Here is a 12,537-nt window from a genome sequence, read left to right on the forward strand (position 1 = left end):
AGAATGAACAGGGACAGGCCACTTGACCATCATCCCACTTGACGAGCGCACGCTCGATCCGGCGATAGCACTGGCGTCTCTCGATGGGACGGCGCCACGGGAGCCGCACAGGCTGTTCGCCCTCAAGCATGGCGACTGCTTTGTCGTTGCAGACGCCTATGGTGACATACGTGGCGCCGGGGACGGGTTTTTCCGCGACGACACGCGTGTGCTCTCTGAATTTCGTCTCACCGTCGGTGGGCGGTCGACGTCGTTGCTTGGCGCGTCGCTCAGCCAGGACAATGTTCTGTTCACCACCAACCTGACCAACCTGCCGATTGAGAGCGCTGCTGGCCGCCAGATTCCGCAAGGCGCCATCCATATCGAGCGCGTCAGGCTGCTGTGGGAGGAAAGGCTGTATGAGCGCATAACGCTCTCCAATTACAGCCGGGAGCATTCGACGATCCTGCTGTCGTTGCGCTTTGGCGCCGATTTCCGCGATATGTTCGAGGTTCGGGGCTCGACCCGCTCGAAGCGCGGAACCGCCCATACCGCAGAGATGGCCCAGAACGCGGTCGTGCTCCGCTACGAAGGCCTGGACAAGGTGGTGCGGACATCGGCGATATCGTTTTCGCAAACACCCGATCAACTGACCTCCGAGCGGGCGGATTTCGTCATCGCCGTCACCAAGCGCAGCAGCCAGACGCTTTACGTGGAGGTGGGCAACGAGACAGAGGATCGCCCCGAAAGCCAACGGTTTCGCGCTGCTGCCGCCCGCGCCCGGTTCGGCATGCGCGCCAAACGCCGGCATGGCGCGACGCTGCATAGTTCGGGCCGCGTTTTCAACGACTGGATGGCGCGGGCTCGCGCCGATGTCGCGCTGCTCACCACGGAACTGCCCACCGGGCCGTATCCCTATGCCGGCATTCCCTGGTTCTCCACCGCCTTCGGCAGGGATGGCGTGATTTCAGCCTTGCAGATGCTTTGGCTCAATCCTGGGCTGGCGCGGGGCGTCCTGGCGTTTCTCGCCCAGCACCAGGCGACCGAGACCTCGCCTTTCAGCGATTCCGAACCCGGCAAGATCATGCACGAGACCCGCAAGGGCGAGATGGTGGCGCTGAGCGAGCTGCCGTTCGGCCGCTACTATGGCGGTGTCGACACGACGCCGCTCTATATTCATCTTGCCTGCGCCTATGCGGACCGCACGGGGGACATAGCCTTCATCGATACGCTGTGGCCGTCGCTGTGCGCCGCGGCCGAGTGGATCGAAACGGCGAGCCGTTCGACGGGTTTCCTCACCTACCAGCGCGCCGCAGAATCCGGCCTTGCCAACCAGGGATGGAAGGACAGTTTCGATTCCGTCTTTCACGCCGATGGCCGCATTCCGAAGGGGCCGATCGCGCTGGTCGAGGTGCAGGGCTACGTCTTCGCGGCATTCCAGGGGTTGGCGAAACTGGCACGGCTGCGCGGCGAAACGGAGCGGGCGGAGAGTTGGGAAATACGCGCGGACACACTTCGCCAACAGGTCGAGCGTCATTTCTGGATCGAGGATCTCGGCTACTATGCCCTGGCGCTGGATGGCGACGGTCAGCCCTGCAAGGTGCGCACGTCCAATGCCGGTCATCTGCTTTATGTCGGCCTTCCCAGCCCGGATCGCGCGCGCATGGTCGCCGACCAGTTGCTGTCGGCCTCGTTCCATTCCGGCTGGGGACTGCGGACGCTGGCGGACGATGCGATCTTCTTCAATCCGATGTCCTATCACAACGGGTCTATCTGGCCGCACGACACTGCGATCTGCGCGGCCGGGCTGGCGCGATACGGCAGGCGCGACAGCGTGGTGCGGCTGATGAGCGGGACCTTCGAATCCGCCGTCCATTTCAACATGCGTCTGCCCGAACTCTTTTGCGGCTTCACGCGCGCGGCCGGCGAGGCACCGATTGCCTATCCGGTGGCTTGCCTGCCGCAAGCCTGGTCCGCGGGCTCGGCCTTCATGCTCATGCAATCGTGTCTCGGCCTTCATATCGATGGTTGGGCAGGCGAGATCCATGTGACCCGGCCGCGCCTGCCGATCGGCATCGACAGCCTCGTCATTCGGCATCTTTCCGTCGGGCAAGCGGCAGTGGATCTGACATTCCAGCGCGTGGGAGATCGTGTCGGCGCCTTCCTTGCCGAACCGCATGAGGGGCTGGTGCCTCTGGTGGTCAGGAGTTGAAAAGTCGGAACCATCCCGCGCCACAGGCGTTGGACCCCCACTATGGGCGCCGGAGCAGATTGAGCCGCTTCGGTATCCCATTGAAAGGTCTCTGTTTAAATGCCCGACAACAGTTCGTACCTGGTCGTTCCTCTATTCGCATTGTGGCTCTTCACCCTTGCAGCTGTCGGCGTCCTGGCCATTGTGCTGGTGACGATGATGTTGCGGGCCCGCAAGGGCAAGTTGGCCACTGTGGAGGCTGAACCGGCTCATGGCCCGTTGCCGGAATTCGACAAGGACGGGAAGTCTGCTGTCGCCTCGCTGGTGCAGTGGTCACCCGAAACACTGCGTCACATCCTGGCGACCGAACTTCCCGATGCCCAGGTGATCGTTGTCTCCAATCGTGAGCCGTATATCCACAACCGCGAGGGCGACGACATCAAACTGGTCGTGCCCGCCAGCGGGCTCGTCTCCGCCCTCGAGCCGATCACGCGTGCCTGCGCAGGCACCTGGATCGCCTATGGCGGTGGTTCGGCCGACGCGCTTGTGGTCGACAAGAACGACCGGATCGAAGTGCCGCCGGACAATCCTTCCTACACGCTGCGCCGGGTCTGGCTGAGCGAGGAGGAGCAGCAAGGCTATTATCTCGGCTTTGCCAATGAAGGCCTGTGGCCGCTGTGCCATATCGCCTTCACCCGGCCGATATTCCGCGCCTCGGATTGGGAAGCCTATGAGGCGGTCAACCGCAAATTCGCCGACACCGTTATCGCGGAAGCCCGCAACGAGCGGCCGATCGTGCTGGTCCAGGATTACCATTTCGCGCTGCTGCCGCGGATGATCCGGGAGCGTCTGCCGGAGGCGATCATCATCACCTTTTGGCACATTCCATGGCCGAATTCGGAAGTGTTCAGCATCTGCCCGTGGCGCGAGAAGATTCTCGACGGCTTGCTTGGCAGTTCGATCGTCGGTTTTCACACCCAGTTCCATTGCAACAACTTCATCGACAGCGTCGACCGCTTCCTGGAAAGCCGGATCGAGCGCGAGGATTCAGCCATTTCCTATGGCGGCGAGATCAGCCTGGTTCACGCCTACCCGATTTCAATCGAGTGGTCGCCGCCGCTCCTGGACAAACTGCCGGATGTGGCACAGTGCCGTCGGCAGGTTCGCGAGAAATTCGGCCTGGCCGAACATGTCAAGCTGTGCGTCGGCGTTGAACGTCTCGACTACACCAAGGGCATCCTCGATCGCTTCAATGCGCTCGATGAACTGCTGACGCTTCACCCGGAATGGATCGGCAAGGTGGCGTTCCTGCAGATCGCGGCGCCCAGCCGCGGCACCCTGCCTGCCTACCAACAATTGTACGAGGAGTGCCTGCGCCATGCCGAGGATCTCAACCAGCGCTATGGCCGCGAAGGCTATACGCCCGTCCTGATGGTGACGGAACATCACTCGCAGCTGCAGGTCTACGAAATCTACCGCGCCGCCGACGTCTGCATGGTTACCAGCCTGCATGACGGCATGAACCTGGTCGCCAAGGAGTTTGTCGCGGCGCGCGAGGATGAACAGGGTGTGCTGCTGCTCAGCATGTTCGCCGGCGCCTCCAAGGAGCTGCTGGAAGCGCTGATCGTCAATCCCTATGACGCGGCGATGATGGGCGACGCCTTGCTGCAGGCCTTGACCATGTCCGAGGATGAGCAACGCCAGCGCATGCGACGCATGCGCGAGATCGTGCGCGAAAACAATGTCTATCGGTGGGCGGGCAGCATGCTTCTCGATGCTGCGCGCTTGCGCAAGCGTGATGCAGTCGATCGTGCCGTCGGTGCCGCTCCAGCGGCCGCAGCCAATGTGATTTCGCTGCTTGATCGCAGACGCGTGGCGGCGCTGTGATGTCGATATTGCCAAACCTGCCGGAACCCGTCGTCCCGCAAGGGCCATGGAGCCTGTTCCTCGATATCGATGGCACGCTCCTCGAACATGCCGCGCATCCCGATGCGGTGGTTGTCAGTGAGGAACTGCGCACGCTGTTGGAACGGCTCGAAGCGCAATTGGATGGGGCGTTGGCGTTCATCACGGGACGGTCGATCGCCGCCGTTGACCATCTCTTCCAGCCGCTCAGATTGCGCGCCGCGGGGCTCTATGGCCTCGAGCACAGGCTGGCACGCGATGGTCCGGTCGAAGCGGCTGTCGAACCGGCCGACATTGCAGCGCTTGCCAGCGAAATCGCGACGGAACTGGACAATGCGGACGTCTATATCGAACGCAAGGGACCAATCCTGGCCATCCATACACGCGCGGCCCCGCATTTGCTGCAGCGGGCGACAGAGCTGGTCGAACAGGCACTGGACAAATTACCCGCGGGATATCGGGTCTTGGCCGGAAATGCCGGCGTGGAGCTGATGCCGCTGGAGGCGGCGAAGGGAGCAGCCATCCGACGCTTCACGCAAATTCCAGCTTTCAGGGGACGCCGACCGGTGTTCCTCGGTGACGATACTTCAGACGAGAACGGGTTCGAGGTCGTCAACGAATTGGACGGCGTCTCGGTTCGCATAAAGCCACATGGATCGACAGCGGCACCTTTTGCGCTGGCCGGCGTGGATGCGGCCTTTGCCTGGCTGGACGGAATGAGCAGACGCGAGACCGCGGCCACGCTGGCCGCAATGGCCAAATAAACCGGATTGCAGCCAAGCCTCTCCCGCGCATGGAAGGAGTTTGCAAATGACCCAACTGACCAGCTTCATCCGGGAAATCATGCCCGCCTGGCTGCAACGACGCGCCGAGCCGCAAAGCGGTGATGCCAAGACGGCAGCTGAGCCGTTGCGTCCCGAAGACGCCGATGCGGTCTGGCGCAAGGCAGTCGAGAACGATCTGTTTGGAGCCAACACAACGGATTATGCCGACACCGTGGGGAAGAGCCGCAATCGCCATTGACGGTTGCGCTCAGCCGTTCCCGAAAACCAGCGAGACATTGCCGCCAGCATGGCGTTCGAGCCGGCCGGCGAGGTCGAGTTCCAAAAGCACCATAAAGACCTGGGCCGGGTGCAGGCCGGTGTGGCGGATGATTTCGTCGACCGACACCGGCGTCGGGCCGAGCGCCTCGATGACCTTGGCGCGGTCGCTCTCGCCGGGTGGCGGGGTGGCCGAAAAGTCGGGCGGGTCCTCAAACGGCGGCACATCAGGCGCCCGCATGCCGGTCAGTGGGGCGATCGCCCTGGAAATATCCGATGCCTCGGTAACCAGCGTGGCGCCGTCCTTGAGCAGGCCGTTGGTGCCGGCCGCGCGTGGGTCAAGTGGCGAGCCCGGCACGGCAAAGACCAGCCGGCCCATTTCGCCGGCAAGCCTGGCGCTGATCAGCGAGCCCGAGCGCTGCGCGGCCTCGACCACCACCAGTCCAAGGGCAGCACCCGCGACCAGACGGTTGCGGCGTGGAAAATCCTGGGCGCGCGGCTGCCAGCCGAACGGCATTTCCGAAATGATCGCGCCGCGCTCGGCGATTTCCGCGCACAGGCCGGCATTTTCGGGCGGGTAGGGCAGGTCGAGGCCTCCGGCCAGCACGCCGATCGTGCCGGTTGCCATGCTGCCCTGGTGCGCCGCCGTGTCGATGCCGCGCGCCAGGCCGGAGACGATGCCATAGCCGTCGCCGCCAAGATCGGCCGCCAGCATGCGCGCCATCTTGATGCCGGCCAGCGATGCGTTGCGGGCGCCGACGATGGCAACCCCCGGCAGCCGGAACACGGCAGCATTGCCCTTCACCGCCAGCAGCGGCGGAGGATTGTCCATACTTCTCAGCAAGGATGGATAGTCGGGCTCGCCGATACCGACAAAACGCGCGCCAGCCTTGCGGGCTGCCTCGAGTTCGGCCTCGGCTTCGGCGACCGACGGAATGCGGGCGATCCGGCTCGCGCCGCCGGAAATCATCAGTTCCGGCAGGATTTCGAGTGCCACCTCGGCGGACCCGAAGCGGTTGATCAGGTCGCGAAAAGATGCGGGCCCGACATTCTGGGTGCGGATCAGCCGCAGCCAGCTCAGCCGCTGCCGGTCGCTGAGGCGCGGCCCGGTGGCCGGCTCGCTCACCGCGGTGGCGTGCTCGCTCACCCCTTAGCCCCGATCTTGCCCTCGGTGCCGGCAAGCAGCCGCGAAATGTTTTCCCTATGCTTGATGAAGACGATGATGCTCATCACCACGAACAGCACGGCAATCTGCGGTGTGCTCATGAAATAAAGGGCGATCGGCACGACGACGGCTGCCGTCAGCGCCGCCAGCGAGGAGAAGCGAAAGAGGAACGCCATCACCAGCCAGACGGCGGCGAAGATCAGCGCCACCTGCCAGGCAAGGCCAATCAGCACGCCGAGATAGGTGGCGACGCCCTTGCCGCCCTTGAAGCCCAGCCATGCCGGGAAGAGATGACCGAGAAAGGCGCCGAGGCCGGCCCAGACTGCAGTTTCAGGCGAGAAATGGCCTGCAATCAGAACGGCGGTGGTGCCCTTCAGCGCGTCGAGCAGCAGCGTCGCTGCGGCAAGGCCCTTGTTGCCGGTGCGCAGCACGTTGGTGGCGCCGATATTGCCCGAGCCGATCTTGCGCACATCACCAAGGCCGGCGGCTCGGGTTAGGAGCAGCCCGAAGGGAATCGAGCCCAGGAGATAGCCGAACACCAGCGCCAGGATAACGCCATAAGTCATTGTTTCCCCCACACTTCCCATCGCCGATTTGTAGCTGCTTCAGGTGGCGCCAGGATGTGCTCCTATGCCGAGAACACTGTGCGGCCCGCGACCAGCGTTTGCAAGACCTTGCCTTGCAGGCGTGCGCCTTCGAAACAGGTGTTCTTCGATCGCGAGCGAATGCCGCTTTCACTGACGATCCAGGGTTCATCGAGATCGACAAGCGCGAGATCGGCGACGGCACCCGGCTTCAGCGTGCCGCCGGGCAAGCCGAACAGTTTTGCCGGCGCGGTGGAGAGCGTTTCGACCAGCCGCAGCAGCGGCACATCGCCATTGTGGTAGAGGCGCAAGGCAGCGCCGAGCAGCGTCTCCAGCCCGATGGCACCGGCGGCCGCGTCGGCGAAGGGCAGGCGCTTGGTGTCGACATCCTGCGGATCGTGCGAGGAGACGATTATGTCGACCGTGCCGTCCCTGACCGCCTCGATCATCGCCAGCCGGTCTTCCTCGGCGCGCAACGGCGGTGTCAGGCGAAAGAAGGTGCGGTATTCGCCGACATCGTTTTCATTGAGCGACAGATTGTGGATCGACACGCCGGATGTGACGGCAGCGCCGTCGGCTTTCGCGCGCGTCACGGCGCTTGCCGCCATCGCCGTCGAGATTTTTGCCGCATGGTAGGAGCCGCGCGTCAGACGTGCCAAAGCCAGATCGCGTTCCAGCGGGATGGATTCGGCTTCGCGCGGGATGCCGGAAAGGCCGAGCCAGCTGGCGTACAGGCCCTCGTTCATGACGCCGGACGAGCCGAGGTCGGCATCCTGCGTCTCATGCACGATGGTGGCGCCGAAGTCGCGGGCATAGGTCAGCGCGCGGCGCATCACCAGCGCGCTTGAAATGGTGTGGCGGCCATCGGTGAAGGCCACGGCGCCGGCCTCGCGCAACAGGCCGAATTCGGTCATCTCGCGGCCATCGAGGCCCTTGGTGATCGCCGCCGCCGGGAAGATGTTGACGATCGCCGTGTCCTTGGCGGTGCGCAGCACGAACTCGACCAGCGCCACATTGTCGATCACCGGGTCGGTATCGGGCATCATGACGACGGAGGTGACCCCGCCGGCCGCTGCCGCGACGCTCGCCGAGGCGATGGTTTCGCGATGCTCGCCGCCCGGCTCGCCGATGAAGACACGGCCATCAATGAGGCCGGGAATGATCGTCTTGCCGGCGCAATCAATTGTTATGGCGCCCTCGGGGGTGCCCTGGTTCAACGCCGCCTTGCCCGCGGCAACGATCTTGCGGCCCTCGACAATGACGGAGCCGACTTCGTCGATACCGCGCGAGGGGTCGACAATGCGGGCGCGTTCAAAGACCGTCGTGCTCATGCGCCGCGGCCCTCTTGATTGCGGCGGGGGTCGAGCAGCGCTTCCATCACCGCCATGCGCACGGCAACGCCCATCTCCACCTGTTCCTGGATGACGCTTTGCGGACCGTCGGCGATTTCGGAGGCAATCTCGACGCCGCGGTTCATCGGGCCGGGATGCATCACCATTGCGTCGTCCTTGGCGGCCTTCAGCTTCTCGGCGTCGAGGCCGAAATAGCGGAAATATTCGCGCACCGAAGGCACGAAGGCGCCTTCCATCCGCTCGCGCTGCAGGCGCAGCATCATCACCACGTCGGCGTCCTTCAGGCCCTCGGCCATCGACCGGGTGACGATGACGCCCATCCTCTCGATCCCCGAGGGCAGCAGCGTCGAAGGGGCAACGACCCGCACCTGCGCGCCAAGCGCGTTGAGCAGCATGATGTTGGAACGCGCCACGCGCGAGTGCAGGATGTCGCCGCAGATCGCGACGATCAGCTTCGACAGCGGGCCTTTGGCACGGCGGATGGTCAGCGCGTCGAGCAGCGCCTGTGTCGGGTGTTCATGCGCACCGTCGCCGGCATTGACGACCGAGCAGCCAACTTTCTGCGCCAGAAGGGCGGCAGCGCCCGCCGACTGATGGCGGATGATCAATATATCGGGCCGCATGGCGTTCAGCGTCATCGCCGTGTCGATGAGCGTCTCGCCCTTCTTCACCGACGAACTCGCCACCGACATGTTCATGACGTCGGCGCCGAGCCGCTTTCCAGCCAGCTCGAACGACGACTGCGTCCGGGTCGAGGCTTCGTAGAACAGGTTGATCTGGGTGCGGCCGCGCAGCGTCGAGGTCTTCTTCTCGGACTGCCGCGAAATCGCTACCGCCCGATCCGCCCTGTCGAGCAAAAGCTCGATGTCACCAGGCGAAAGATCGCTGATGCCCAGAAGATGGCGGTGAGGGTAGAGTGGCAGGGACGAAGCGTCGGTCATCTCAAGGGGCTGCTATAGGGTGCGGATTTTGCGCCTGCAAGCACCAGCTTTGGATTGGCGCCGTTCTCCCCGGTATTTTCGTCGCGCGCGCGGCAACGCTTGGCTATATCTAGCCGATGGCCTCGGATTCGTGGCTTTCGCACGATAAGGGCCTTTCTACCGATTGAAGGATTGGGCGTGACCGACGACGTAACGAACCAGCCGCCGCCGCTGACGGGCGGCAATGCCTGGCGAGGCGATCCGTTGCTGATCCAGCTTGCCGAGCGTTTTTCCGATCCGGTACGCAAGGACCTCGACGGTCTCGGCCGTTTCGTGCTGACGCAGGAAGCGCAGGAATTGGCGCGCCTGGCCAATGTCGAGACGCCGAAGCTCAGGACGCATGATCGCCAGGGACGGCGCCTCGACCTGGTCGAATTCCATCCCGCCTATCACGCCTTGATGCGCCGTTCGGTGGCGTACGGGCTGCATTCTTCTGTCTGGGAAAATGGCGACGCCGAGATCGGCCGTCGGCATCAGGTGCGCGCCGCGCGCTTCTATCTGACCGCCGAGCTCGAGACCGGGCATCTCTGCCCGATCACCATGACCAGTGCCTCGCTGGCGGCGCTGATGGCCAGCCCAAAACTGTTCCGCGAATGGGCGCCGCGCGTGACGACGCGCAAATACGACCAGAGCCAGAAGCCGCCCGTCGAGAAGACCGGGCTGACGCTCGGCATGGGCATGACCGAGAAACAGGGCGGCACCGATGTGCGCGCCAATGTGACCAGGGCTGAACGCGCCGGCAGCGGCTTCTATCGCCTGACCGGGCACAAATGGTTCATGTCGGCGCCAATGTCGGACGCCTTCCTGGTGCTGGCGCAGGCGCCGGAGGGACTGTCCTGCTTTCTCGTGCCGCGCGTTCTCGGTGACGGATCGGGCAATGGCTTTCGCTTCCAGCGTCTGAAGGACAAGCTCGGCAACCGTTCCAACGCGTCTTCCGAGGTCGAGTTCGTCAACGCCATCGGCGAGATGGTCGGCGAACCAGGCGCCGGCGTGAAGACGATCATGGACATGGTGACCCTGACCCGGCTCGACTGCGCGGTGGCGTCTTCGGCAATCATGCGGGCGGGCCTGGCCGAAGCGGTACATCATGCCCGCCATCGCCAGGTGTTCGGCTCGACCTTGATCGAGCAGCCGCTGATGCAGCGCGTGCTGGCCGACATGGCGCTGGATGTCGCTGCCGCCACGGCGCTGTCGTTCCGGCTGGCGCGTTCCTTCGACGAGGCGGCTAGCGATCGCGGTGAGGCGGCGTTTGCCCGCGCCATGACGCCTGTCGTCAAATACTGGGTGTGCAAGATCGCGCCGCCGCTGCTCTACGAGGCGATGGAATGCCTCGGCGGCAATGGCTATGTCGAGGAGGCGCCGCTCGCCCGTTATTATCGCGAAGCCCCCGTCAATGCGATCTGGGAAGGGTCGGGCAATGTCATGGCGCTCGATGTGCTGCGCGTGCTCGGCCGCGCGCCTGGCCTGTTCGAAGAGGTGCTGGCCGGCATCGACCGTGACCTCGGTGCCGGCGGGCGCGGCACGATCGGTGTTCTAAAGGCGGCAATGCAGGTGGCTTCGACCGATGAGGGCTCGGCGCGCCTGCTGACCGAACAATTGGCGTTGTCGGCCGCGGCGGCGGAGCTTCGCCGGCTGGGGGCAGGGCGGATCGCCGATGCTTTCGTCGAAACGCGCCTGGCCGGCCAGTGGCGCAACACCTATGGCATGCTCGATGCGCGCCACGATGCGCGCATGATCATCGACACGCTCTATCCGCCGGTGAACTGAACCGGGGCGGCGCGCGGCTGGATTTTTCGATCAGTTGCATGCATCTGCGAGCATCATCGTGCGCCCTGTGGATCGCCGTTAACCTTAACAAATGGTTTCCGTTGCGGCGACGGGCGGCAAAGCCCACTGTCATTCCTGCCGAAGCAGGAACCACGATGCGACACGTACTGACCTCCTTTCTGTCTGTGCACTGGGCAATTGTCTTCGCCTTGCTGGCGCTGATCTGCATTGACGGAGACCGCGGTGTGACGGCAGCCCTCGGTGTGCTCGGTGTGCTCGGTGTGACCGTCGAGAGCGCCCGCTTCGTCAATCTGGAAAACATCGTCGTTGTCGCGCCGCTGGCCACCGCCTTGCTGGTCGTCTCGGTGCTGTTCTTCTGGGCCTTTGTCGATTCCCTGATCAACGATGCGACCAGCCCGGGGGCCGACAGCGTCGTGCGTATCGCTTTCATTTCCGCGTCCGGTGTGCTGTCGATGATCCTGATCGGTGGCGCCGCGCAGGGCATCAACGGGCTCTTTATGGTCGTCGCGGTGCAGTTGGCCGCGCTTCTCGCCTCCTATGTCGCGATGCTTGCCGAGCGGCGCTCGGCAGCGGTGTATGATGAAGCCGCTTTCCACGCCACGGCGCACAACATGGCGAAGGCGGCGGCCCACAATTCGCTGCTCTCCCTGATATCGGGCCGAGCCGGTCCCAACCGGACCGGCCTCAACCGGACCGGTCCTAAAGCGAAGGGAGGCCGCTGATGCGCTATATCTTCGCATTTTGGGCGGCTCCGATGGCGCTGTTCTGGGGTTGGTTCTACCTGTCGGCCAATGACATGAATTTCGGCTATGTGATGCTCAGCCGGCAGATGCATGACTTCTTCTTCCAGCTCTATGGCCAGATGTTAGGCGTCGATCCAACGATCATCCCGGGCTTGGTGGCGAAGACCTGCATCTTCGATGGATTTCTGCTGATGGCGCTGTGGGCGTTCCGCCGTCGCCGCGAAATCGCCGGCTGGCTTAAACAGCGCTGGGAGGGTCCGGTTCCCTTCGAGCGGATGCAGCGAGCGACTGAAGCCGGTCCAAAACTCCCTGCAGAATAAAGGCGGCGGCCGCCGAATCGATCTTGCCGGCGCGTTTGGCGCGCGAGAAGTCCATCTCGATCAGCGTCCTTTCGGCCGCCACCGTCGACAGCCTTTCATCCCAGAACACGAAGGGCAGGTCGCTCAGCTGCGCCATGTTGCGCACGAAGGCGCGTGATTTCTGCGCACGCGGACCTTCCGACCCGTCCATGTTGATCGGCAGGCCGATCACAATCGCGCCGGCATTCTCCTTTCCCAGCAAGGCCAGAAGCACGGCGGCGTCGAGCGAGAATTTCCGTCGCATGATGACCGGGCGCGGGTGAGCAAAGGAGAATCCCCGGTCGGAAACCGCGACGCCGATCGTCTTGTCGCCCAGATCGAGCCCGGCCAGTGTCTTGCCGCCGGCGAGCCGCGCCGGCAATTCCTCGATCGTGATAATACTCAACGGCCGTCCTTCGCCTTTCACCACCACGTGTTTTGTCAAACGCGCAACGGACACAGTAACCCTTTG

General features: G+C 63.9%; 12 protein-coding genes. 7 read left to right on the forward strand and 5 right to left on the reverse strand.

The window, feature by feature from the left end; translation table 11 throughout:
* Positions 1-28 precede the first annotated feature (28 nt).
* The 4 genes from AC56QX_RS22670 (at position 29) to AC56QX_RS22685 (ending at position 5,098) form a co-directional block, all read left to right on the forward strand.
* The gene (locus tag AC56QX_RS22670; protein WP_497117839.1) at positions 29-2,191 is read left to right on the forward strand and encodes an amylo-alpha-1,6-glucosidase; all 2,163 of its coding nucleotides are present in this window, start codon (positions 29-31) and stop codon (positions 2,189-2,191) included.
* Positions 2,192-2,290: 99 nt separating this feature from the next.
* The gene (locus AC56QX_RS22675) at positions 2,291-4,057 is read left to right on the forward strand and encodes an alpha,alpha-trehalose-phosphate synthase (UDP-forming) (RefSeq protein WP_497110739.1); all 1,767 of its coding nucleotides are present in this window, start codon (positions 2,291-2,293) and stop codon (positions 4,055-4,057) included.
* A complete protein-coding gene (otsB, locus tag AC56QX_RS22680; RefSeq protein WP_497110740.1) occupies positions 4,057-4,839 on the forward strand; it encodes a trehalose-phosphatase in 783 nt (260 codons plus the stop codon). Before AC56QX_RS22675 ends, otsB begins: the two co-directional genes overlap by 1 nt.
* A 46-nt stretch (positions 4,840-4,885) precedes the next feature.
* A complete protein-coding gene (locus AC56QX_RS22685) occupies positions 4,886-5,098 on the forward strand; it encodes a hypothetical protein (protein WP_497110741.1) in 213 nt (70 codons plus the stop codon).
* A gap of 9 nt (positions 5,099-5,107) precedes the next feature.
* Here AC56QX_RS22685 and dprA read toward each other — a convergent pair whose 3' ends face one another.
* The 4 genes from dprA to AC56QX_RS22705 all read right to left on the reverse strand — a co-directional run bounded on the left by dprA (position 5,108) and on the right by AC56QX_RS22705 (position 9,157).
* Positions 5,108-6,241: a DNA-processing protein DprA gene (dprA, locus tag AC56QX_RS22690; protein WP_497117840.1), complete on the reverse strand. Its 1,134-nt coding sequence runs from the start codon at positions 6,239-6,241 to the stop codon at positions 5,108-5,110.
* Between the two features lie 17 nt (positions 6,242-6,258).
* Positions 6,259-6,846 carry a glycerol-3-phosphate 1-O-acyltransferase PlsY gene (plsY, locus tag AC56QX_RS22695; RefSeq protein WP_497110743.1) on the reverse strand — a complete coding sequence of 196 codons (588 nt, stop codon included), beginning with the start codon at positions 6,844-6,846 and terminating at the stop codon, positions 6,259-6,261.
* 62 nt (positions 6,847-6,908) lie between these two features.
* Positions 6,909-8,195 carry a dihydroorotase gene (locus AC56QX_RS22700; RefSeq protein ID WP_497110744.1) on the reverse strand — a complete coding sequence of 429 codons (1,287 nt, stop codon included), beginning with the start codon at positions 8,193-8,195 and terminating at the stop codon, positions 6,909-6,911.
* The gene (locus tag AC56QX_RS22705) at positions 8,192-9,157 is read right to left on the reverse strand and encodes an aspartate carbamoyltransferase catalytic subunit (protein ID WP_497110746.1); all 966 of its coding nucleotides are present in this window, start codon (positions 9,155-9,157) and stop codon (positions 8,192-8,194) included. The genes AC56QX_RS22700 and AC56QX_RS22705 overlap by 4 nt, the downstream gene beginning before the upstream one ends.
* A gap of 177 nt (positions 9,158-9,334) precedes the next feature.
* Between AC56QX_RS22705 and AC56QX_RS22710 the strand changes: the two genes are divergently transcribed.
* The 3 genes from AC56QX_RS22710 (at position 9,335) to AC56QX_RS22720 (ending at position 12,047) form a co-directional block, all read left to right on the forward strand.
* Positions 9,335-10,963 (forward strand): DNA alkylation response protein, encoded by a 1,629-nt coding sequence (locus tag AC56QX_RS22710; RefSeq protein ID WP_497110747.1) that lies wholly within the window; start codon positions 9,335-9,337, stop codon positions 10,961-10,963.
* Positions 10,964-11,118: 155 nt separating this feature from the next.
* On the forward strand, positions 11,119-11,706 hold the full coding sequence (locus AC56QX_RS22715; protein WP_497117841.1) for a hypothetical protein: 588 nt from the start codon (positions 11,119-11,121) through the stop codon (positions 11,704-11,706).
* Positions 11,706-12,047: a DUF6105 family protein gene (locus tag AC56QX_RS22720; protein ID WP_172228752.1), complete on the forward strand. Its 342-nt coding sequence runs from the start codon at positions 11,706-11,708 to the stop codon at positions 12,045-12,047. The genes AC56QX_RS22715 and AC56QX_RS22720 overlap by 1 nt, the downstream gene beginning before the upstream one ends.
* Here AC56QX_RS22720 and ruvX read toward each other — a convergent pair.
* Positions 11,965-12,471 carry a Holliday junction resolvase RuvX gene (gene ruvX, locus AC56QX_RS22725; RefSeq protein WP_497117843.1) on the reverse strand — a complete coding sequence of 169 codons (507 nt, stop codon included), beginning with the start codon at positions 12,469-12,471 and terminating at the stop codon, positions 11,965-11,967. The genes AC56QX_RS22720 and ruvX overlap by 83 nt on opposite strands.
* Positions 12,472-12,537 lie beyond the last annotated feature (66 nt).

This window comes from Mesorhizobium sp. RCAM 06353 (assembly GCF_059683585.1).

Bases quoted from the DNA above. Each gene is read 5' to 3' on its own strand.
- AC56QX_RS22675 (WP_497110739.1), top strand. From the start codon at position 2,291: ATGCCCGACAACAGTTCGTACCTGGTCGTTCCTCTATTCGCATTGTGG.
- AC56QX_RS22705 (WP_497110746.1), bottom strand. From the start codon at position 9,157: ATGACCGACGCTTCGTCCCTGCCACTCTACCCTCACCGCCATCTTCTG.
- AC56QX_RS22720 (WP_172228752.1), top strand. From the start codon at position 11,706: ATGCGCTATATCTTCGCATTTTGGGCGGCTCCGATGGCGCTGTTCTGG.
- AC56QX_RS22685 (WP_497110741.1), top strand. From the start codon at position 4,886: ATGACCCAACTGACCAGCTTCATCCGGGAAATCATGCCCGCCTGGCTG.
- AC56QX_RS22700 (WP_497110744.1), bottom strand. From the start codon at position 8,195: ATGAGCACGACGGTCTTTGAACGCGCCCGCATTGTCGACCCCTCGCGC.
- AC56QX_RS22715 (WP_497117841.1), top strand. From the start codon at position 11,119: ATGCGACACGTACTGACCTCCTTTCTGTCTGTGCACTGGGCAATTGTC.
- otsB (WP_497110740.1), top strand. From the start codon at position 4,057: ATGTCGATATTGCCAAACCTGCCGGAACCCGTCGTCCCGCAAGGGCCA.
- plsY (WP_497110743.1), bottom strand. From the start codon at position 6,846: ATGACTTATGGCGTTATCCTGGCGCTGGTGTTCGGCTATCTCCTGGGC.